The sequence below is a fragment of the Microbacterium sp. C23T genome, from assembly GCF_053345975.1.
Window position 1 is genome coordinate 21,440 of the sequence record NZ_JBKFBD010000035.1, and the last position, 20,997, is coordinate 42,436.

General features: G+C 69.6%; 21 protein-coding genes. 13 read left to right on the forward strand and 8 right to left on the reverse strand.

Annotation, left to right across the window (positions count from 1 at the left end):
• Nucleotides 1-10: 10 nt before the first annotated feature.
• Nucleotides 11-904: an ATP-binding cassette domain-containing protein gene (locus ACLBXX_RS17595; protein ID WP_387139492.1), complete on the forward strand. Its 894-nt coding sequence runs from the start codon at nucleotides 11-13 to the stop codon at nucleotides 902-904.
• A complete protein-coding gene (locus tag ACLBXX_RS17600; protein WP_447659086.1) occupies nucleotides 901-1,692 on the forward strand; it encodes an ABC transporter permease in 792 nt (263 codons plus the stop codon). The genes ACLBXX_RS17595 and ACLBXX_RS17600 overlap by 4 nt, the downstream gene beginning before the upstream one ends.
• 58 nt (nucleotides 1,693-1,750) lie before the next feature.
• Here the strand turns inward: ACLBXX_RS17600 and ACLBXX_RS17605 are convergent, their stop codons facing one another.
• On the reverse strand, nucleotides 1,751-2,161 hold the full coding sequence (locus tag ACLBXX_RS17605; protein WP_310285352.1) for an ArsR/SmtB family transcription factor: 411 nt from the start codon (nucleotides 2,159-2,161) through the stop codon (nucleotides 1,751-1,753).
• Between the two features lie 128 nt (nucleotides 2,162-2,289).
• Here ACLBXX_RS17605 and ACLBXX_RS17610 point away from each other — a divergent pair, with 128 nt between their 5' ends.
• The 4 genes from ACLBXX_RS17610 (at nucleotide 2,290) to ACLBXX_RS17625 (ending at nucleotide 9,294) form a co-directional block, all read left to right on the forward strand.
• The gene (locus ACLBXX_RS17610; RefSeq protein ID WP_387141258.1) at nucleotides 2,290-3,702 is read left to right on the forward strand and encodes a TrkH family potassium uptake protein; all 1,413 of its coding nucleotides are present in this window, start codon (nucleotides 2,290-2,292) and stop codon (nucleotides 3,700-3,702) included.
• Between the two features lie 4 nt (nucleotides 3,703-3,706).
• A complete protein-coding gene (locus ACLBXX_RS17615; RefSeq protein ID WP_374226639.1) occupies nucleotides 3,707-4,366 on the forward strand; it encodes a potassium channel family protein in 660 nt (219 codons plus the stop codon).
• Nucleotides 4,367-4,414: 48 nt separating this feature from the next.
• Nucleotides 4,415-4,792, forward strand: a complete 378-nt coding sequence (locus tag ACLBXX_RS17620) for a YybH family protein (RefSeq protein WP_387139499.1) — start codon at nucleotides 4,415-4,417, stop codon at nucleotides 4,790-4,792.
• Nucleotides 4,793-4,938: 146 nt separating this feature from the next.
• Nucleotides 4,939-9,294: a family 43 glycosylhydrolase gene (locus ACLBXX_RS17625; protein ID WP_447659087.1), complete on the forward strand. Its 4,356-nt coding sequence runs from the start codon at nucleotides 4,939-4,941 to the stop codon at nucleotides 9,292-9,294.
• Nucleotides 9,295-9,354: 60 nt separating this feature from the next.
• Here the strand turns inward: ACLBXX_RS17625 and proC are convergent, their stop codons facing one another.
• Nucleotides 9,355-10,200: a pyrroline-5-carboxylate reductase gene (gene proC / locus ACLBXX_RS17630; protein WP_447659088.1), complete on the reverse strand. Its 846-nt coding sequence runs from the start codon at nucleotides 10,198-10,200 to the stop codon at nucleotides 9,355-9,357.
• Nucleotides 10,201-10,287: 87 nt separating this feature from the next.
• Between proC and ACLBXX_RS17635 the strand changes: the two genes are divergently transcribed.
• The 5 genes from ACLBXX_RS17635 (at nucleotide 10,288) to ACLBXX_RS17655 (ending at nucleotide 14,585) form a co-directional block, all read left to right on the forward strand.
• Complete coding sequence (locus ACLBXX_RS17635; RefSeq protein ID WP_447659089.1) at nucleotides 10,288-10,692, forward strand: ArsR/SmtB family transcription factor; 405 nt, start codon at nucleotides 10,288-10,290, stop codon at nucleotides 10,690-10,692.
• A gap of 1 nt (nucleotide 10,693) precedes the next feature.
• Entirely contained in the window at nucleotides 10,694-11,365 is a 672-nt protein-coding gene (locus ACLBXX_RS17640; protein ID WP_447659090.1) for an SRPBCC domain-containing protein, read from the forward strand.
• Nucleotides 11,366-11,488: 123 nt separating this feature from the next.
• Nucleotides 11,489-12,601 (forward strand): alpha/beta fold hydrolase, encoded by a 1,113-nt coding sequence (locus ACLBXX_RS17645; protein ID WP_447659091.1) that lies wholly within the window; start codon nucleotides 11,489-11,491, stop codon nucleotides 12,599-12,601.
• 66 nt (nucleotides 12,602-12,667) lie between these two features.
• A complete protein-coding gene (locus ACLBXX_RS17650; protein ID WP_447659092.1) occupies nucleotides 12,668-13,633 on the forward strand; it encodes a cation diffusion facilitator family transporter in 966 nt (321 codons plus the stop codon).
• Between the two features lie 25 nt (nucleotides 13,634-13,658).
• The gene (locus ACLBXX_RS17655) at nucleotides 13,659-14,585 is read left to right on the forward strand and encodes an LLM class F420-dependent oxidoreductase (protein WP_447659093.1); all 927 of its coding nucleotides are present in this window, start codon (nucleotides 13,659-13,661) and stop codon (nucleotides 14,583-14,585) included.
• A 3-nt stretch (nucleotides 14,586-14,588) separates the two neighbouring features.
• Here ACLBXX_RS17655 and ACLBXX_RS17660 read toward each other — a convergent pair whose 3' ends face one another.
• Both ACLBXX_RS17660 and ACLBXX_RS17665 read right to left on the reverse strand, forming a co-directional pair.
• Nucleotides 14,589-14,903 carry an EthD family reductase gene (locus ACLBXX_RS17660; protein ID WP_387139521.1) on the reverse strand — a complete coding sequence of 105 codons (315 nt, stop codon included), beginning with the start codon at nucleotides 14,901-14,903 and terminating at the stop codon, nucleotides 14,589-14,591.
• A 166-nt stretch (nucleotides 14,904-15,069) separates the two neighbouring features.
• On the reverse strand, nucleotides 15,070-15,795 hold the full coding sequence (locus ACLBXX_RS17665; protein WP_447659094.1) for a DUF2306 domain-containing protein: 726 nt from the start codon (nucleotides 15,793-15,795) through the stop codon (nucleotides 15,070-15,072).
• A 206-nt stretch (nucleotides 15,796-16,001) separates the two neighbouring features.
• On the opposite strand from ACLBXX_RS17665, the gene ACLBXX_RS17670 reads away from it, so the two are divergent.
• A complete protein-coding gene (locus tag ACLBXX_RS17670) occupies nucleotides 16,002-17,339 on the forward strand; it encodes a DUF222 domain-containing protein (protein ID WP_447659095.1) in 1,338 nt (445 codons plus the stop codon).
• 78 nt (nucleotides 17,340-17,417) lie between these two features.
• On the opposite strand, the gene tadA is transcribed toward ACLBXX_RS17670, so the two are convergent.
• The gene (gene tadA, locus ACLBXX_RS17675; protein ID WP_447659106.1) at nucleotides 17,418-17,849 is read right to left on the reverse strand and encodes a tRNA adenosine(34) deaminase TadA; all 432 of its coding nucleotides are present in this window, start codon (nucleotides 17,847-17,849) and stop codon (nucleotides 17,418-17,420) included.
• Between the two features lie 99 nt (nucleotides 17,850-17,948).
• Between tadA and upp the strand changes: the two genes are divergently transcribed.
• The gene (gene upp / locus ACLBXX_RS17680; protein ID WP_387139540.1) at nucleotides 17,949-18,581 is read left to right on the forward strand and encodes a uracil phosphoribosyltransferase; all 633 of its coding nucleotides are present in this window, start codon (nucleotides 17,949-17,951) and stop codon (nucleotides 18,579-18,581) included.
• Between the two features lie 18 nt (nucleotides 18,582-18,599).
• Here the strand turns inward: upp and ACLBXX_RS17685 are convergent, their stop codons facing one another.
• From ACLBXX_RS17685 to ACLBXX_RS17695, 3 genes are all read right to left on the reverse strand, one after another.
• A complete protein-coding gene (locus ACLBXX_RS17685; protein ID WP_447659096.1) occupies nucleotides 18,600-19,865 on the reverse strand; it encodes a type III PLP-dependent enzyme in 1,266 nt (421 codons plus the stop codon).
• Nucleotides 19,862-20,422 carry a hypothetical protein gene (locus ACLBXX_RS17690; protein ID WP_447659097.1) on the reverse strand — a complete coding sequence of 187 codons (561 nt, stop codon included), beginning with the start codon at nucleotides 20,420-20,422 and terminating at the stop codon, nucleotides 19,862-19,864. Before ACLBXX_RS17690 ends, ACLBXX_RS17685 begins: the two co-directional genes overlap by 4 nt.
• Nucleotides 20,423-20,640: 218 nt before the next feature.
• Nucleotides 20,641-20,961, reverse strand: a complete 321-nt coding sequence (locus ACLBXX_RS17695; protein ID WP_310285386.1) for a DUF3467 domain-containing protein — start codon at nucleotides 20,959-20,961, stop codon at nucleotides 20,641-20,643.
• Nucleotides 20,962-20,997: the final 36 nt, after the last annotated feature.

The following is a 20,997-nucleotide window of genomic DNA, read 5'->3' on the forward strand; positions in this document are numbered from 1 at the left end:
GGATGCCGCGATGAGCGCACCCGCCATCGACGTCCGAGGGCTCGGCAAGAGCTTCGGGCGCTCCCTCGTCCTCGATCGCCTCGACCTCACCGTCGAGCGCGGCGAGATCTTCGCCCTCCTCGGCGCGAACGGCGCGGGCAAGACGACGACCATCTCGATCCTCACGACGCTGCTGCGCCCCGATGCCGGCATCGCGCGCGTGGCAGGGCACGATGTCGCGACGGATCCCGACGCGGTGCGCGGGCGCATCGCCCTCACCGGGCAGTCCGCCGCGGTAGACGACATGCTCACCGGGGTCGAGAACCTCGTCATGCTGGGGCGCCTGTCAGGACTGTCGCCGCGTGCCGCGAAGCTGCGCGCGGCTGAGCTGCTGGAACGCTTCGCGCTGACGGATGCTGCGACCCGCCGCGTGAGCACCTACTCCGGCGGCATGCGCCGACGTCTCGACCTCGCGCTCAGCTTCGTCGTCGTGCCCGAGGTGCTGTTCCTCGACGAGCCCACCACCGGCGTCGACCCGCGCAGTCGCCGCGACCTGTGGGACGTCATCCGGTCGCTCGCGAGCGCCGGCACCACCGTGTTCCTCACGACCCAGTACCTCGAGGAGGCGGATCAGCTCGCCGGCCGCATCGCCGTGCTCGACGGCGGCCGCATCGTCGCGACCGGCACCCCCGCCGAACTCAAGGCCCTCGTGGGAACCGACACCGTGGTGCTCACCGGCGCCGACGGCGACGTGCTGCGCGAGATCCCCACCGACGGGTCGATCGACGGCCTGCGCTCGGCGATGGATCAACTCGGCGACGGAGTGCCCGGCGCCGAGGTCACGCTGCGACGGCCCACCCTCGACGACGTCTTCCTGTCCCTCACCGGCGCTTCCGACGCCCCCGCCGCCAAGGAGCTCGCATGACCACGACCGCCATCGCCCCTCGCCCGCGGCTGCGCGGGTTCACCGCCGAGTCGGTGTTCGTCGGCCGCAGCCTCACGCAGTCGCTGCGCGACGGCGAATCGCTCAGCATGTCGATCCTGCTGCCGGTCATGCTCATGCTGCTGTTCACGTTCGTGTTCGGCGGCGCGATCGAGCCCGGCGGCGCCTACGTCGACTACGTCGTACCCGGCATCATCCTGCTCTGTGCGGGCTTCGGGGCCGCGACGACCGCGACGTACGTCGCACGCGACATGTCCAGCGGCATCATCGACCGCTTCCGCACGATGCCGCTGCGCAGCGGAGCCGTGCTCACGGGTCATGTCGTTGCGAGCCTCGCCCGCAACCTCGTCGCGACCGCGGTCGTCATCGGCGTCGGGCTCCTCGTCGGGTTCCGCCCGCACGCCGACCTCCTCGCCTGGATCGGCGCGGCCGGACTCATCGCGCTCTACATCCTCGCGATCACGTATCTGTTCGCCTCGATCGGCCTGGCGGCCGGGAGCCCCGAGGCCGCGTCCGGCTACGGATTCATCATCCTGTTCCTGCCGTACCTCTCGAGCGCCTTCGTGCCGGTCGAGACCATGCCCGAGTGGCTGCAGTGGGTCGCCGACAACCAGCCGATCACTCCGATCATCGAGACGCTCCGCGGCCTCTTGATGGGTGCCGACCTCGGCACCGAGCCGTGGTGGGCCATCGGCTGGTGCCTCGCGATCGTCGCGATCTCTGCCGTGTGGGGCGCGTGGCTCTTCGGCCGCAAGAGCCGTCGCGACTGACCCTCGCTTCGACAGGCTCAGCGACCGGACACGAAGGGTCCCTGAGCCTGTCGAACGGTCAGCGCCCGGGGAGGCGCTTGAAGGCGTTCTCGAGAGCGTGCTTGGCTGACGCGGCGGCACGGCCGACGACCTCGGCCGCGTGGGCGGCGGAGTCGGTCAAGGCTGCTCCCGCAGTGTCGCCCGCGTCCACGCCGTCGTCGTCGAGGAAGGGCACGAGCCAGTCGTCGACCTCGTCGAGAGGTGCGGCGGAAAGGCTGTAGTAACGGTGCTGGCCCTCTTCGCGCACCGACACCAGGTGGGCGTCGCGCAGCACCTTGAGGTGCTTCGAGACGGTCGGCTGGCTGGCGCCGAGTTCGGTCACGATGTGCGACACGCTGGTGCCGCGCTCTCCGGCGGATGATCGATCGAGCAGCAGTCGCAGGATGTCGCGACGCGTTCCGTCTGCGATCACGTCGAAGATGTCCGCCATGTGCTCAGATTAGTCGGGAGCCCAGCGGAGTACCATGAGCGAGACCGCCGGGCCGCCCGCACGAGGACCGTTCGCACCAGGAGGAACCCCGTATGACGGATGGCAGGCGCGCCGCCCCCGTCTCAGGCATGAGCCCGCTGCGCGCCCTCGGCCACGGGTTCATGGAGTTCTTCCGGGATCTCACCCAGCGCTCCCCCGCCCGGTTCGCGATCCTCATCTTCCTGTCGCTGATCCTCGTCTTCACGGGACTCTTCTCCCTCCCCGTCGCCGCCGCGAACGGCCAGGTCACCCCGTTCGCCGACGCGTTCTTCACCGCCGTGTCGACGATCTGCGTCACCGGCCTCGCGACCGTCGACATGGCGACGCATTGGTCGCCGTTCGGGCACGTGCTCGTGTTCGTCGGCGTTCAGATCGGTGCGCTCGGCGTGCTGACGCTCGCCTCGATCCTCGGCCTGGTGATCTCGCGTCGCCTCGGCCTGCGCGCGAAGCTCATCGCGGCGAGTGACTCGAATCCGCTGCGCACGCACGGCGGACCGGTCAACGAGGGCCAGACGGTCCAGCTCGGCCAGATCGGCAGCCTGCTCGCGACGGTGGCCCTGTCGACCCTGGTGATCGAGACGATCATCGCGATCCTCCTGTACCCGGGCCTCATCGTCGCGGGCGTGCCGTGGGACGTCGCCCTCTGGGAGGCGCCGTTCTATGCGGCGATGTCGTTCACGAACACGGGGTTCACCCCGAACGCGGAGGGCCTCGCGCCGTTCCGCCACGACTACTTCTTCCTCACCGTCCTGATGGCGGGCGTGTTCCTCGGCTCCATCGGGTTCCCGGTGATCTACACGCTCCTGCGCCAGCGGTGGCGGGTGCGGCGGTGGTCGCTGCACGCCAAGCTCACCGTCATCACGACCGTGTCGCTCTTCTTCCTCGGCGGTGTCGTCTTCCTCATCCTCGAATACGACAACCTGCTCACGCTCGGCACGAATGACGCGTGGGACACGACCTTCCAGGCGTTCTTCCTGTCGGCGATGACGAGATCCGGCGGCTTCGCCATCCTCGACATCGGGCAGCTCAACCAGTCGAGCCTTCTGGTCGCGTGCATGCTGATGTTCGTCGGCGGCGGCTCGGCGTCGACCGCCGGCGGCATCAAGGTGACGACGCTCGCGGTCATCGCACTCGCTGTCATCTCCGAGGCGAAGGGGCGCGCGTCGAACCAGGTGTTCGGCCGGCGCATCCCCAGCGACGTGCTGCGGGTCGCCCTCTCGGTCGTCGCCTGGGGATCGACGATCGTCGCGATCTCGACGATCATCATCACCCAGATCACGAAGGCCGATCTCGGCGACGTGCTCTTCGACGTCATCTCGGGGTTCGCCACCGTCGGCTTGTCGACCGGACTCACCGCCGAGCTCCCGGATCCCGCGGTCTACGTCCTGGCGATCACGATCGTCATGGGCCGCGTTGGTACAGTGACACTCGCCGCGGCGGTGGCCGCGTCATCCCGATCGCAGCTGTACTCGCTGCCCGTGGAAAGGCCGATCGTTGGTTGAGCGGATGAGGGGCGATGCGCCCGTTCTCGTGATCGGACTCGGGCGCTTCGGCGCCGCCTGCGCGGGTGAGCTCGACCGGCTCGACCGCGAAGTGCTCGCCATCGACGACAACCTCGATCTCGTGCAGAAGTGGTCGGAGCGCGTCACGCACACGGTCCAGGCCGACGCCCGCAACATCGATGCGCTGAAGCAGATCGGCGCCCAGGACTTCTCCGTCGCCGTCGTCGCGGTCGGCTCGTCGATCGAGGCATCCGTCCTCATCACCGCCAACCTGGTCGACCTCAAGGTGCCGCAGATCTGGGCCAAGGCGGTCTCGCAGTCGCACGGCAAGATCCTCGCCCGCGTCGGCGCGAACCACGTGATCTACCCCGAGCGCGAGGCCGGCGAGCGCGTCGCGCACCTCGTGAGCGGCCGCATGCTCGACTTCATCCGGTTCGACGACGACTTCGCCCTCGCGAAGCTCTACCCGCCGAAGTTCATCCGTGGCGTCGGCCTCAACGAGTCGGGCGTGCGCACGAAGTACAACGTGACGGTCGTGGGCGTGAAGAGCCCGGGCAAGCCGTTCCGCTACGCCGAGGCGAACACCGTGGTCACCAACCACGACCTCATCATCGTGTCGGGCACCAACTCCGACATCGAGCGCTTCGCGTCCCTCGAGCGCTGATCGGCCGCACCCCGCGCGGATGTCGCCGGGCGGAGGCAGACTGGCGGCATGAGCGATCGAGAGAGCATCATCGCGGATGCCCAGCGCTGGCTCGACGGCTATCGCCGGGCATGGGCGTCCAATGACGCCGACGACATCCGCGCCATCTTCACCGACGGCGCCGAGTATCGCTACGAGCCGTGGGTCGAGCCGCTGCGCGGCCAGGACGCGATCGTGGCGTCCTGGCTCGACCGGCAGGATGAACCCGGATCCTGGAGCTTCGAGGGCCGTGTGGTCGGCGTCGACGGGCGTCTCGCCTTCATCCAGGGCGAGACGGAATACACGTCCGGCCGCCGCTACAGCAACCTTTGGGTGGTGACGCTGGCCGACGACGGTCGCGCGGAATCGTTCACCGAGTGGTGGATGGACCGGTCGAAGGCGAGCTGAACTCGCGACGAGCTGCGGGCTCGCCGTTTCGATCGTTACAAACAGATCCTTGTTCGCGCTCACAGTGAGCGATAACATTCCCGCGGGTCGACCATCGGGGGTCGACGCGTCCCGGCCGCCGACGACCGGGACGGAAAGGATCTGCAATGAGGCACGCACGCGTGCGAAGAGCGGTCGCCGGGCTGACGGCACTGGCACTGGGGGTCACGGGCGCCGTCGCGGCGACCCAGCCGGCCCTGGCCGCCGAGCCCCACCTGGTCGCGCACTATCAGCTCGACGAGACCTCCGGCACTGTGGCGACGGATGCCTCGGGGTCGGGGAAGAACGCCACCTACGTCGGTGGGCCCACGCTCACCGGTGGCGAAGGCGTACGACTGGACGGCACCGACGACCACATCAAACTGCCGGACAACTTCCTCGCAGGACTGGACTCGATCAGCGTGAGCGCGGACGTGCTCGTGCGCGCCTCCCAGGCCACCGCGTACTTCATCTACGGGTTCGGCAACACCGATGGCTCGGGAGTCGGCAACGGGTACCTGTACTCCACCGGCAACACCTACAAGACCTCGATCGCGACGGGCAACTGGACGACGGAGCAGACCGTCAACAGCAACGCGAATCTGACGCGCGATGTCTGGAAGACCATCACCTACACGCTCGACGACGCGACCGACACGGCCCGCGTGTACCTCGACGGCGTCCAGGTCGGTCAGAGCACCGGCATCACGACCAAGCCGAGCGCCATCGGCGGCGGCGTCACGACGGCCAACTACCTCGGCCGCTCGGTCTACAACGCCGACAAGTACCTCGCGGGGAGCCTGCGCAACGTGCGGATCTACGACGCCGCGCTGACGGCGACCGAGGTCGCCGCGCTCGCGCCGACCGACGCGACGCGTGTACAGCGCGACGTGGCGTCCCTCTCGCTCGGAGACCTCACCGCTGTCACCGCGAACCTCACGCTCCCGTCGACGGCGGCGAACGGCTCGAGCGTGACGTGGGCGACGAGCAACGCCGGTGTCATCTCCGCCACCGGCGGCGTGACGCGTCCGGCCGCCGGCCAGCAGCCCGCCGCCGTCACGCTGACCGCGACCCTCACCCGCGCGGGCTCGACGCAGACCAAGCAGTTCGCTGCCACCGTGCTCCCGCAACCGGGCAGTGAGGCACTCGCCCAGGCGGACCTCGACGCGGTCGTGATCCCCAACGCGACCGACATCCGCGGCAACATCACGCTGCCGGCGTCGGGCTCCAAGAACGGCAGCGCCATCACGTGGACGGCCGCGCCTGCCGGCGTCATCACGACGACGGCGCAGGGCGGCAAGGCGGCCGGCGTCGTCACCCGCGGCACTGCCGACACCGCCGTCACGCTCACGGCGACGGTTCCCGGGTCGGGCGTGCAGCGCGCGATCTCCGTGACCGTCAAGGCCGCCCCCGCGGGCCTCGACAAGGACTACTCGGCCGGCTACCTGTGGACGCACTTCGCGACCAACGGCGGCTACGAGAAGATCTTCTACGGCTACAGCGAAGACGGCCTGCACTGGGACAAGCTCAACGACAACCAGCCGATCCTCGCGAACCTCGCCGGCGACCTCGGCGTGCGCGACCCGCATCTCGTGCGCTCTCCCGAGGGCGACAAGTACTGGATCATCGGCACCGACCTCCACGCCGAGGGCGGCGGGGCCGGAGGTTCGGGCTGGGATCAGCTGAACGCCAGCCAGAACATCGTGGTGTGGGAGTCGACCGACCTCGTGAACTGGAGCGACCAGCGCATCGTGTTCGCCGGGTTCGACAAGGCCGGCTGCGTGTGGGCGCCCGAGGCGATCTACAACGAGGCGACCGGCGAGTACTACGTGTACTGGTCCGCCCGCGACAAGGTCGACAACGGCACGAACGACTGGGCGCTGCGCGTCTACCTCACCAAGACGCGTAACTTCACGACGTTCACGACGCCGGAGATCTGGCTCTCGCTGAACGCCAAGGGCGATGGGGCGACCGGCCCGAACATCATCGACACGACCATCGCGAAGGAAGGCGACACCTACTACCGCTTCTCGACCTCGGACTGGCACACGGTCGTCGACACCGCCCCGAGCCTGGACGGACCTTGGACCACCGTCATCGCCCGCGGCGAGGCCGCAGCGCACGGTCTGCGCACCTCGATGGAGGGTCTCACGGTCTATCAGCTCCCCGACGGGCGGTGGTCGGTCATGGGCGACCAGAGCGGCTACTACGCCCAGACCGCCGACACTCTCTCGGGCCTGCAGTTCACGCAGCTGAGCACGGGGGCGGGAGCGAACCAGTACTCGTTCGATCAGGCCTTCCGCCACGGCTCGGTGCTGCGGCTGTCGGCCGCCGAAGAGGAGCGACTGCTCGCCGCCTACGGCGACGAGCCGGTCGACCCGACGGATCCGGAGGAGCCGCAGCAGGGCCCGATCGCCACGTACACCTTCGACGACGGCACGCTGAACGACTCGATCGGCACGGCGAACCTGACCAAGAGCGGCACCGCAGCGGTGGCGACCGACGCGGTCAAGGGCAAGGCGCTCAAGCTGGACGGCACGACCAACGGGTTCGCGTCGTTCCCGACGGGCTTCTTCGACGGCCGCGACACCATGACCGTGTCGATGGACGTCAAGTCGGAGAAGACCAGCGGCAACTTCTTCACGTTCGCTCTCGGGAAGGACTCGAACAAGTACTACTTCCTGCGCGTGCGCGGCGGAGACGTGCGCAGCGCCATCACGCAGGCCACGTACACGTCGGAGTCCGCGGTGACGGGGTCGGTGACGTCGGGCCAGTGGCACCACATCGACGTCGTCTTCGAAGGCGCCACGATGACGGTGTACTCCGACGGCATCCGGATGGGGCAGAACACCGCGCTCAACACCAAGGTCAGCGACCTCGGCACGAGCCTTGCCGCGTACCTCGGCAAGTCGTTCTACTCCGCGGACGGCTACTTCCAGGGCTGGTACGACAACGTGAGCGTGTACAACCGCGCTCTGTCCCAGGCGGAGGTGCTCGCGAATGCGGGGGTCACCGACCAGCTCCTGGACGTCTCGCTCGCGAACGCCGATGCGCTCAAGGTAGCGCCGATCGTCGACGCCACGGCCCACTCGGTCGTGCTGCCCGTCAAGAAGGGGACGGATGTCTCGGCACTCGCCCCGACGTTCTCGACGGTTCCGGGAGCCACCGTCTCGCCCGCCTCGGGCACGACGGTCGACCTCACCCAGCCCAAGAACTACACGCTGACCAAGCCCGACGGCTCGACGGTCACGTGGAAGATCGAGGCCCGCGTGGTGAACAGCCCGGTGCTGCCGGGGTACTACGCCGACCCGAACATCGCGGTGTTCGGCGACACGTACTACATCTACGCGACGACCGACGGCCTGGCCGGGTGGGGCGGCAACACGTTCTATGTCTGGAAGTCGAAGGACCTCGTGAACTGGGAGCGGGCAGCACAGCCGTTCCTGACGCTGGACGGCGCGAACGGCAACGTGCCGTGGGCGACGGGCAACGCGTGGGCGCCGACGATCATCGAGCGGGACGGGAAGTACTACTTCTACTTCAGCGGCCACAACCCGACGTACAACCGCAAGACGATCGGCGTGGCCGTGGCCGACAGCCCCGAAGGTCCGTTCATCGCGCAGCCGACGGCGATGATCCTCAACAACGAGGCGGTCACCTCGGGTCAGGCCATCGACCCGGCCGCATTCCACGATCCGGTCACCGGCAAGTGGTACCTGGGATGGGGCAACGGCAGCGCGACGAGCGGTCCGGTGCTGGCCGAGCTGAACGACGACATGGTGTCGATCAAGCCGGGCACGTATCAGCGGATCAGCGGGTTGACGGACTTCCGCGAGGGCGTCTTCTTCAACTACCGCAACGGGCTGTACCACCTCACCTACGCGATCGACGACACCGGGTCGGAGAACTATCGCGTCGGCTACGCCACCGCGACCAGCATGAACGGTCCGTGGACGTACCGCGGCGTGATCCTGCAGAAGAACCTGGCGCTCGGCATCAAGGGCACCGGGCACAGCTCGATCATCAACGTCCCGGGCACCGACGACTGGTACATCGCGTACCACCGGTTCGGAATGCCCGGTGGCGACGGCACACATCGTGAGACGACGATCGACAAGCTCGAGTTCGGTGCGGACGGCCTCATCAAGCCGGTCACGCCGACCCTCGAGAGCGTTCCGGCGCAGACGGTCCCCTCGCAGGGACCGGAGGTGTCGGGCGTCGCGAATACGCGCTGCGTCGCGGGGAAGGTCTACCTCGCCGTGCAGACGACCAACCTCGACGATGTGCCGATCACGGTGGAGATCGTGTCGGAGTACGGGTCGAAGACGGTGACGAACCTGCAGCCGGGCAAGACCACGGCGCAGAGCTTCGCCACGCGGCTCGTCTCGGCCGAGGCCGGCAGCGTGACGGTGACCGCGAAGGTCGCCGGCGAGGAGGCGTCCACCGTGCTGCATCCCGCGTACGCCGTGCAGTCCTGCGGCTGACTCACCGAACGGAGGAGCCCCCCGGCCGTAGCCGGGGGGCTCCTCCGTTCGCGTGTGCGTTCAGCCTCCGACGGCAAGCTCCTTGGCGCGGGCGAGGGCCGCGTCGGTCGCCTCGGCGAACACGTGGTCGAGCCGCGCGTCCTGGAGGACCGCGATGGCCCGCTCCGTCGTGCCCTTCGGGCTGGTCACGCGCCGGCGCAGCTCCGCGGGATCGTCACCGGATGCCTCGAGCAGCGCCGCGGCGCCGATGAAGGTCTGCTCCGCCATGAGCCGCGCCTCGGGCTGCGCGAAGCCCTTGCCGACCGCGGCCTTCGTGAACTCCTCCACCAGCAGGAAGAAGTAGGCCGGACCCGAGCCCGAGATCGTGGACAGCGCGTCGATCTGCGACTCGGGCACCTCGATGACGGTGCCGACGGTCTCGAACAGCCGGCGGACTGTGGCGACCGCGGTGTCGTCGGCGTGCGAGCCCGCCGCGAGCCCCGTGACGCCGCGACCGACGAGGGCGGGCGTGTTCGGCATCGAGCGCAGCACGGCGACGCCGTCACCCAGGATCTCCTCGAACGTCGCGATCGTGACGCCGGCGGCGAGGCTCACCACGATGGTGCCCGGCTGCAGCGCCGGCGCGATCTCGCGCAGCAGGTCCGGGACCATGACCGGCTTGACGCCGACGAGCACGACGCGCGCGGCGGCCGCGGCATCCGTGTTCCCTGCCGGAGCCGCTTCGAGGGCCACGCTCGTGACGCGCGCGAGACCGTCGAGCTCGGCAGCCTTGGCGAGGGAGCGGTTCGTCGTCGTCACTCCCCCGGCCGCGAGCCCGGAGCGCGAGAGGCCACGGGCGATCGCGCCGCCCATCGAGCCGGCGCCGAGGATCGCGATGGGCGGGAGGGTCGGGGTGTCTGCAGCCATGGGTCCGATCCTACGAGCCGCCCGTTCGCTCCGCCGTTGTTGCGCATCGGTATTGACTTATATAAGTCTCCGCGCAATCATTGATCCGTGCACGCGCTCGACATCCTCGGAGACCCGGTGCGCCGGCGCATCCTCGAACTCCTGGCGGAGGGCGAGCGCAGCGCCGGCGAGATCGGTGAGAAGGTGCAGGGCGAATTCGGCATCTCGCAGCCCGCGGTGTCGCAGCACCTGCGAGTGCTGCGCGAGTCGGGCTTCGCGACGGTGCGGCCGGAGGGCACGCGCCGCCTCTACGCGATCGCGCCGGAGCCGCTCGAGAACGCCGCGGCCTGGTTCGACCCGTTCCGGCGGTTCTGGCAGCCGCATCTCGACGCCCTCGGCACCGAGCTCGCCCGCGGTCGCCGTGCCCGGCGTCTCGCCGAACAGGACACCGCCGGCGACACCGAAGACTCAGACACCGACGACACCGACACGACCGAACCCCAGGAGGAATGACATGGTCGACGTACAGAGCCAGCTCGCCGCGGTGAGCCGCGAGATCGAGAGCGAAGAGGTCGACGGCTTCCCGTCGCGCGTGCAGACGCTCGCGCAGACCTACCCGTCCCCCATCGACGACGTGTGGGATGCCGTCACCAGTGCGGACCGGATCGCCCGATGGTTCCAGCCGATCTCCGGAGACCTCATGCTCGGCGGCCGCTACCAGATCGAGGGCAACGCCGGCGGCGAGATCCAGGAGTGCGCGCCTCCCGCAGGCGGCGCCGCGCACTACAAGGCGACGTGGGAGTACGGCGGAGGCGTGACGTGGCTCACGGTGCGGCTCACCGCAGAGGGCGACGATGCGACCCGCTTCGAGCTGGAGCACATCGCCCGCACCGACGACGTCCCCGCCGAGTTCTGGGACCTCTACGGCCCCGGCGCCACGGGTGTCGGCTGGGACGGCGGCCTGCTCGGACTCGGCCTGCACCTCACCGGCGGCGGCGGACCGAAGCCCGAGGACGCCGAGGCGTGGGCGTTCACCGACGAGGGCCGCGCGTTCTATCGCGGCGCCGCCGACGCGTGGGGCGCCGCGCACGCCGCCGATGGCGCCGACCCCGCCGCCGCCGCGCGTGCCGCCGACAACACGTACGCCTTCTACACCGGCCAGACCCCGCCATCCACACAGGAGTGACCGGATGCCCCGGGGCCGCGGCATCCGGAACATGAAACCCGATTCACAAGAACTGGCGGCCGGTCTATTCTCATGAGTGGGCGGGGGCGCAGGGGCTCCCGCAGGATGTGGGAGGCACCCGGAATGACCCTCTTCGACGGCATCGCCGCACGCAGCGTCGAAACGCCCGGCCTGACGGTGAACGTGCTGGAACGCACCGGCGACGACCCCGCGACTCCGCCGGAGCGCACGGTGGTGTTCATCCACGGCAACGTGTCGTCGTCGCTGTTCTGGCAGGAGATGATGCAGGACCTGCCCCACGATCTGCGGGTTCTCGCGATCGACCTGCGGGGTTTCGGCGGAACGGAGCACGCACCCATCGACGCGACGCGCGGGGTCCGCGACTTCAGCGACGACGTGCGCGCGACGCTCGAGGCTCTCGGTATCGCGAGTGCGCACCTCGTGGGCTGGTCGATGGGGGGCGGCGTCGTGATGCAGTACGCGCTCGACCACGGCGCGCTCAGCCTCACCCTCCAGGCGCCGGTCTCGCCGTACGGTTTCGGCGGCACCCGCCGCGACGGCTCGCGCCTCACCGATGACGACGCGGGGTGCGGCGGTGGCGGTGCGAACCCGGACTTCGTCCAGCGACTGATCGACCATGACGAGACGGACGAGGCGCCGACCTCGCCCCGCAACGTCTTCCGCTCCGGCTACGTCGCACCCGGGTATCAGACCGACAACGAGGACGTCTGGGTCGAGTCGATGCTCACGACCTCGACGGCGACCGGCAACTACCCCGGCGACACGGTGACGAGTGAGAACTGGCCGGGCTTCGGCGCCGGCGACCTCGGGGTGCTCAACACCATGACCCCCGGCCACTTCGACGTGTCGGGCATCGTCGATCTCGCCGAGAAGCCGCCGATCCTGTGGATCCACGGCACCGCCGACGCGATCGTGTCGGACGCGTCCTTCTACGACTTCAACCACCTCGGAAAGCTCGGCATCGTCCCCGGCTGGCCCGGCGACGACGTCGCGCCGCCCCAGGAGATGGTGTCGCAGACGCGCGACGTCCTGGCCCGCTACTCCGACGCGGGCGGCGAGGTCACCGAGATCGCGCTCGACGGCGCCGGGCACTCGCCGCACCTGGAGCGGCCGGCCGAGTTCCGCCACGCGCTGCTCGAGGTCATCGGGTATGTCGGGCACCCGCACGATCCCGCCCCGCCGACCGAGGCGATCATCCTGCGCTCGTCCGACTGAGACAGGGCAGGCGCCGACGCGCAAGGGGTGCGTAGCACGGGTCGCGGCATCCGTAGACTCATCCGCATGAGTGCTTCCGGCGGCGGCAAGGCGATCCTCGCGGCGTTCCTGGCGAACATGGGCATCGCCCTGGCGAAGTTCATCGCGTGGTTCCTGTCGGGCTCGGCGTCGATGCTCGCCGAGGCGATCCACTCGGTCGCCGATTCGGGCAACCAGCTGCTGCTCATGCTCGGCGGGCGCCAGGCGAAGAAGAAGGCCGACCGCGAGCACCCCTTCGGCTACGGCCGCGAGCGGTACGTCTACGCGTTCGTCGTCTCGATCATCCTGTTCTCGGTCGGCGGCCTCTTCTCGATCTACGAGGGCATCGACAAGCTCACGCACCCGCACGAGCTCGAGAACGCGTGGATCCCGATCACGGTGCTCGTCGTCGCGATCGTGCTCGAGTCGTTCTCGCTGCGCACGGCCGTCAAGGAGAGCAACCACATCCGGGCGAAGGGCCAGTCGTGGGTCTCGTTCGTGCGGCACGCCAAGGCTCCCGAGCTCCCGGTCGTGCTGCTCGAAGACATCGCGGCGCTCACCGGCCTCGTGTTCGCATTGTTCGGCGTCGGCCTGACGGTGATCACGCACAACTCCGTGTTCGACGCGATCGGCACGCTCATGATCGGCACGCTGCTGATCCTCGTGGCCATCACGCTCGGCATCGAGACGAAGAGCCTCCTCGTCGGCGAGGGCGCGACGGATGCGGACCACGACCGCATCGTCGACGCCATCAGCGACGGCCCCGAGGTCGAGAAGATCATCCACATCAAGACGCTCTACCTCGGTCCCGACGAGCTGCTCGTCGCAGCGAAGCTCGGCTTCGCATCGGATGCGCCACTCATGCACGTCGCGTCCGACATCGACCGCGTCGAGGCGCGCGTGCGTGCGGCAGTGCCGGCGGCGCGCATCATCTACTTCGAGCCCGACGTCTACCGGCCCGGCGACGACGCGACGCCGCCCACGTCGGAGTTCGTCATCAAATCGGCCGACTGACTGCTCGACAGGCTCAGCGACCGCCATGGAATACTGCATCTTCACCGAGCCCCAGCAGGGCGCGAGCTACGACGATCAGCTCGCCTTCGCGCAGGCGGCCGAGCGCCTCGGCTTCGACGGCTTCTTCCGCTCCGACCACTACCTGCATATGGGTGACGGCGACGGGCTTCCCGGTCCCACCGACGCGTGGACCACGCTGGCGGGACTCGCCCGCGAGACCTCCCGCATCCGCCTCGGCACGCTCGTGTCGTCGGTGACGTACCGGGTTCCGGGGCTGCTGGCGATCCAGGTGGCTCAGGTCGACGCCATGTCGGACGGCCGTGCCGAGCTCGGCCTCGGCACGGGGTGGTTCGGTCGCGAGCACGAGGCCTACGGCATCCCGTTCCCGGCCAAGCGGTTCGGGCTCCTCGAGGAGCAGCTCGCGATCGTGACCGGCCTGTGGTCGACCCCCGTCAACGAGACCTACAGCTTCGCGGGTGAGCACTACCGACTGGTGGATGCCCCGGCCCTGCCGAAGCCGGTGCAGTCACGGGTTCCCGTCATCGTGGGTGGCGGCGGGCCCAAGCGCACCCCCGAGCTCGCGGCGCGGTTCGCGACCGAGTTCAACATCGGCTTCCGGTCCGAGGCGGAGTCGGCGGAGAAGTTCGCCGGTGTGCGCGCCGCGTGCGAGCGCATCGGTCGCGACCCTGATTCACTCAAACTCTCGGTGGCACTGCCGACGCTGGCCGGGGCATCCGCGTCGGAACTCGACCGGCGTGCCGAGAACCTCGGTCGCACGGTCGACGAGCTGCGCGGCGACGTGAACATCGTCGGCACCCGCGACGAGATCGTCGCGAAGGTCGAGCGGCTGGTGGCGATCGGCGCGCAGCGCGTCTACTTCCAGGTCATGGACCTGCAGGACGTCTCACACGTCGAGTACCTCGGCGAGGTGCTCCCCCACCTCCCCCGATGACGTTCAGGGCAGGGCCCATTCCTCGGGGCTGAAGAGCATCACGAAACCCCCGTCGGCGAAGCGGGCGATGTCGGCTGCGGCGGCCTGCCCTTCCGGCGAGCCGAGGGCCGCCATCGCCGAGTCCCTGGACTCGAAGAGGAGTTCGCCCATCACGTAGAACTCCGGAGGGGTCCCGTCGAGCGAGTCGGTGCGGCCCGCGCTGAGTCGCACCAGCCCGGGGATGCGCGCAGCGATGGGCATGTGAGTGTTCCGGTAGTACTCGTCGAAGGCCGCCGGATCAGCCGGGTGCCGGTATCCGACATTGATGCGATAGGTCACGGTGATTACCCCCTGCCTCGTGGGGGTGCAGGATCTCGGAATCGGGTCCGGCACTTCCCGGTGAGTTGTGCCCCGTAACCGCTGATTGTGGCCCCAGGTCGACGCGCGCGCCAGAGGGGCCCGTCGAAGTCGGCGTCTGCGCGCGCGATCAGATCGGTGAGCGGAGCTAGACCGGCAGGCGGTACGACGGCAGGCCGCGACGGCGGATGAGCCACTCGGCGAAGACGAGGTTCGGGAGCCAGCAGAGGAACGGCACCGCGGCGTAGGCGTTCGCGAAGGCGGAGTCGAGTTCCCACGGCTGCCCGAGCACGAGCGGCGCCATCAGCAGCAGCGGCAGCCAGATGCGCAGCATGACGCCGGAGTAGGTCAGCGCGTAATTGCGGATCATCCAGGCCTGGTGGCCGGGTACGTCGCGGCGGCGGATCGCGCGGTATGCGCGCCAGCCGGTGAGGAGCCACAGCACCGCGAGCGCGCCGAATCCGAAGAAGCCGACATAGCCGGCGGGACTCGAAGGCGCGATGATGAGGCCGCCGACCGCGCCGATCCCCACCGCGACCAGGTACACGCGACCGATCCAGCGGTGCACGCGCGGGGCGCGGGTGCGCAAGCCGCGCCAGAACTGCAGCGGACCGGTGACGAGCGCCGTCGCCCCGCCGACGATGTGGACGTAGAGGGCTCCCTGGACGAACGGGTGCACCGCCGCGTAGGTCGGGGCCAGTCCCACGTCCTGCCCGGCGAGGTCGGCCAGCGACGCGGTGAAGTACGGCACGGCGGAGTACGCGACGATCGCGAGCGCCGTCAGCAGGACGAACGTCCAGCCGAGGCGGGAGCGGACGCCTCCCGGCCGTGCGACGGCGGGAGCGGTCCGGACGGGTTCGATGAGGCGGGTCATGGCCGTCACGCTAGGCCCGCAGCCGAGCGGCCCAGCAGGGTGCTGTCCCCCCGAACCCACGGGGCTGTCCCCCGTATCAACGCGGGCCGCGGCCTCGCGCAGGAGTCGGGGTGCGGTCGCGAGCTTCTGAGAGACACGACCTTCGGACCGTGCGATCTTCGAATCTGATGGTTGTGAGTTTCGAATCTTTGTTCTATGCTGGGTCTATGCCGCAGACGCCTCCTCCACCCGAGAGCGAGGCCGGCGTGTGGGCAATCGAGACGACCGCGGAGGACCGCATCCCGCCGATCCCGGATGCAGTGGATCTGGTGGTGGAGACCGCGACGATGATGTCGGTCTTCGCCGCCGAGCGGCTGACGCGGATCGACTCGATGCGGCGCGAATTGCTGCGTGAGGCGACCGACCGGGGCGATGGAGTGCGCGACATCGTGGAGCGGTCGATCCGGCTCGAGCTGGCGTCCGCGATGCGCGTCACCGAGTACGCCGCCGGCCGACTGATCGTTCAGGCCGAAGCCTTGGTGCGGCGCTACCAGCCCGCACTCGACGCCCTCGGCGCGGGGCGCATCACTGAGAAGCACGCCGAGATCATCGCGGACCTGCTCGACGCGGCGCCGCCGGAGCTGCAGGAGAGGCTGCTCGAACGCGCGGTTCCGCTGGCCGAATCGGAACCGGTGGGCACCTTCCGGCGGGCGCTGCGCACCCTGATCGAGACCGCCCAGGCGACGACCCTGGAGGAGCGGGACCAGCACGCGATCCGAGCGCGGCGGATCGTCGTCGAGCGGGGACAGGATGGCATGGCCGGGCTGTGGATCTTCGCGCCCGAGATCGAGATCCACGCGATCCACGGCCGTCTCACCCAGATGGCGAAAGCGATCGCACGCGTCGACGGCGAGACCCGCACCCTCGACCAACTGCGCGCCGACGTCGCGACCGACCTGCTCGTCGACGGCGCTAGCGACCACCTGCCTGCGGCGGTGTCCGGCATCCGCGCGCAGGTCGTCGTCACCGTCCCGGTGCTCGCCCTGCTCGACGACGAGTACGCCGGCGCCGGCGACCTGCCGGTGGTGGAAGGCGTCGGCCCGATCCCGCTGTCGAAGGCGCGCGAACTCTGCGGCGGCGACAGCCGATGGATGCGGGTCCTCACCCACCCCGAGACCGGGATGGTGCTCTCCGTCGGCCGCGACAGCTATCCACCGCCCGCACCGTTGAGGCGGCTTGTCAGATGGCGCGCCGACCGATGTATGGGCCCGGGCTGCTCGATGCCGGCCTCCCGATGCGAGATCGACCACCAGATCCGGTGGGCCGACGACGGCGAGACCTGCCTCGACAACACCCTGCCGTTCTGCAAAGGGCACCACCTCGTCAAAGACAACACCGACTGGGAGGTCCGGCAGATCGAAGGCTCCGGCGGAGCCGTGGCCTGGACGTCTCCCACCGGACGCCGCTACATCGTGCGCCCCGAGCGAAAGGTCCCGACCTTCACGGTGCGATCCTCTGCCCGCCCGGACGCCGTCGATCGGCTGACCGCCGAGGCTCCGTTCTGACGACGACGCGCCCGACTGACAGCCGACGCGCCGTGAACATCACCGTGGCTCGAGTAAACCCGCGGGGCTGTCCCCGTATCAGCGGCGCGCGTCGAAGAAACTGCGCAGGAGAGCGGATGCTGCGTCCTCGCGCACGCCGGCGACGACCTCTGCCCGATAGGGCAGGCGCCGGTCGCGCACGACGTCGTACACCGAGCCCGCGGCGCCGGCCTTCTCGTCCCAGGCGCCGAAGACGAGCCGCGAGACGCGCGACTGGAGCACGGCGCCCGCGCACATCACACAGGGCTCGAGGGTCACGACGAGCGTGCACCCCTCGAGGTTCCAGTTGCCGCGCGCCGCTGCCGCCGCGCGAAGAGCCACCACCTCAGCGTGCGCGGTCGGATCGTGCTCGACCTCGCGGAGGTTGCGGCCCTCGCCGATCACCGTGCCGGCGGCATCCGTCACCACCGCCCCCACGGGAACGTCCCCCGCCTCACCTGCGGCCTCGGCGAGCGCGAGCGCGCGGTCCATCGCGGCGAGGTCGGCGGGGGCGGGAAGCACAGCACGAGCGTAGCCGCCCGCGAAGAACTCGCCCCGGGTTCGGGCACCGCGACGCACTAACCTGTCTCTATGCGCCTGCACGTCGCCGACCACCCCCTCATCACCCACAAGCTCACGGTGCTGCGCGACCAGCGCACCCCGTCGCCGGTGTTCCGCCAGCTCACCGAGGAACTCGTGACGCTGCTCGCCTACGAGGCGACCCGCAACGTCCGCGTCGCACCGATCGAGATCCAGACGCCGGTGACGACGACGACCGGCGTCCGCATCGACGAGCCGCGCCCCCTCGTCGTGCCGATCCTCCGTGCCGGCCTGGGCATGCTCGAAGGCATGGTCAAGCTCATCCCGACCGCCGAGGTCGGCTTCCTCGGCATGGTGCGCGACCACGAGACGCTCGAGCCGTCCACTTACGCCGAGCGTCTGCCCGACGACCTGAGCGACCGCCAGTGCTTCGTGCTCGACCCGATGCTCGCCACCGGCGGCTCGCTGGGCGCGGCCATCGAGTTCCTGTTCAACCGCGGCGCGCAGGACGTCACCGCGATCTGCATCCTGGGCGCCCCCGAGGGTGTCGCGGCGATCGAGAAGCAGGTCGCCGGCCGCGACGTCACCCTCGTGCTGGGTGCGCTCGACGAGCGTCTCAACGAGAAGGGCTACATCGTGCCCGGGCTCGGCGACGCCGGCGACCGGCTGTACGGCACGGTCTGACCCGCGGCATCCGCTCGATCACACGATCGGCACGCGGCGCACGTCCGACGCCACGGCGACCTCGGCGGTCGTCGCACCGCGACCGACCACGGCGACCGGTGTGAACGGGCGACCGTTGAACCGCGTCGCGGTGACCATCGTGTACGCACCCATCGTCGGACTCACCAGCAGGTCGCCGACCGCCAGGTCGGGCAGCAGCACCTCGCGCGCGATCACGTCCGATGAATCGCAGGTCGGGCCTCCGAGGGTCGCCCAGCGATGGTTCGCCGCATCTCGCCTACCGGTGAGGTCTCGCTCGGCGAACACGAGCGGGTGCACGTCCTCGGTGAGCACGTTCGAGTACGAGCCGTAGAGGCCGTCGTCCAGGTAGTACCAGCGACCATCGCCGCGCTCGGCGATGCCCACGACGCTCGTGACCAGGGTCATCGCATCGGCCACCACCACCCGGCCGGGCTCGGCGATGATGTCGAGCCGCCGCGCGTGCGGCTCCAGCACCGGGCGGAGCACTGCGGCGACGTCTTCGATGGCCGCCGACTCGGAGTCGTACGACGCCGGGAAGCCGCCGCCGATGTCGAGGGTGTCGAACTGCACGTTGAGGCGCCGCTCGAGGATGCCCATGAGCTCGAGCGTGTCGGCGGCCGCCGTCGCGAAGCGGGCCGGATCGTCCAGCTGACTGCCCACGTGATAGCTGAAGCCGGCGACCGTGATGCCCGCGGCGTGCGCCCGCTCGACGAGATGCGCCGCCTCGAACGGCCCGACGCCGAACTTGCTCGACAGGTCGCTCTTCGCGTGCGGGCTGCGGTAGGCGAGCCGCACCAGCAGTCGCGTGTCACTCGGCGCACCGCGGAACTTCTCGATCTCGACGTCGTTGTCGACCACGAAGGTGCGGACCCCCTCGGCGAGCGCCTCGGCGATCTCGGAGGGCTTCTTGATCGGGTGCGTGTGGATGATGCGGGATGCCGCGACACCGCGTCGCGTCAGCATCCCCAGCTCCTCGCCGGTCGCGACGTCGAACCCGCAGCCCGCATCGTCGAGGACGTCGAGCACGGCGTCGTGGGCGAGCGCCTTGACCGCGTAGTGGAACCCGACGAACGGCAGTGCGTTGCGCAGGTGCCGGTACTGCCGGCGCACGCGCTCCGGATCGAGCAGCAGCAGCGGTGTCCCGTGCAGCGCGATGGCCGCGCGAGCCGCGACGGACGACAGCAGAGCGGATGCCTCGGCCCGACGTCGGCTCTCGAGCGCCCGGGTCGTGCGGGGTTCACGTCGGAGGGCCGCGAGATTCACGTCGCCACCTCCTTCACGACCGCGGGGCGACGTGCGTCGCGCAGGCCGGTCTTGGCGGTGACGGTGAAGGCGCCGGCGGCGACCGCGTAGAACACGATGTCGGCGGCGATCTTGCCGGCGAGCATGCCCCACAGCGGATCGGGGATGAGCCACACGCCGAGCATCAGAGCCGCCGGGCGCACCAGGAAGGTGTCGAGCAGCTCGGCCGCGCCGAACTCCGCCACCAGCAGCACCGCGGTGCGGCCGACAGCGCGCCGCCGTGTCGCCGAGACGGGCGCCTGCTCGATGTAGATCGTGACCGCGAGCACCGCATAGAAGCCGATGATCTCGCCGAGGAGGGCCGCCACGGCGATGAGCGGTGCCGCGTCGGTCCAGAGCGTGGCGAGGAGTCCCCCGACCACCATCGCGGCGGTTCCGGCGACCTCGGCGGGCAGGTAGCGGACGATCCAGAAGACGATTCCGCGGCGCCGCGGCGCAGCATCCGTCGCCGTTTCGGTCTGGGCCGCCGGCTCCGGCGTGGTCGCGATCGTCGCGAGCGGCTGGTCGATCGTGGTCATGTCGTCCCCCTCCGTGTGTCAGAGGAGGAAGCGCAGGCAGTGATACCGGATATGCGGCGGCGCGGCATCCGCCCCTCGCCGAACGGATACCGCGCCTCTGCGCTTTTTACGACGCGTGGCAAGGTTACGTGGCGAGATTATTTCGCCCAAAGGGGTTGACTTTGGCCTTGTCGGCCGTCTAGCGGTGCGCCTCTCGGGCGCGTCTCGCGGGCACCGCCTCAGTCGCCGAGCGGGGGCTCCTGGGGGTTGCGACGACCGGTTTCCCGCTCCCAGAACTCCAGCTGCTGGGTCAGCGCCTTCGCGAGCTCGAACACCTGGTCGGGTGGGATGCGGATGCGGCTGACGACGCGCGCCGGGACGACCGTGTGGCGCTGGCCGGTCTCGGCGTCGACCTGCTCGCGCGGCGGCTGCGCGAGGGTGAGGAAGTCCATCACGAACACCGTCGGCGTGTGCCACACGTTCGCGAAGTCGGCGTAGTTGCCGCCGATGAGCTCGGGCGGAAGGTCGATCTCGAACTGCTGCGCGGCGTCGTCTGCCATGCGGGCTCCTGTTCGGGCGGTGTCTCGTCCCTGACC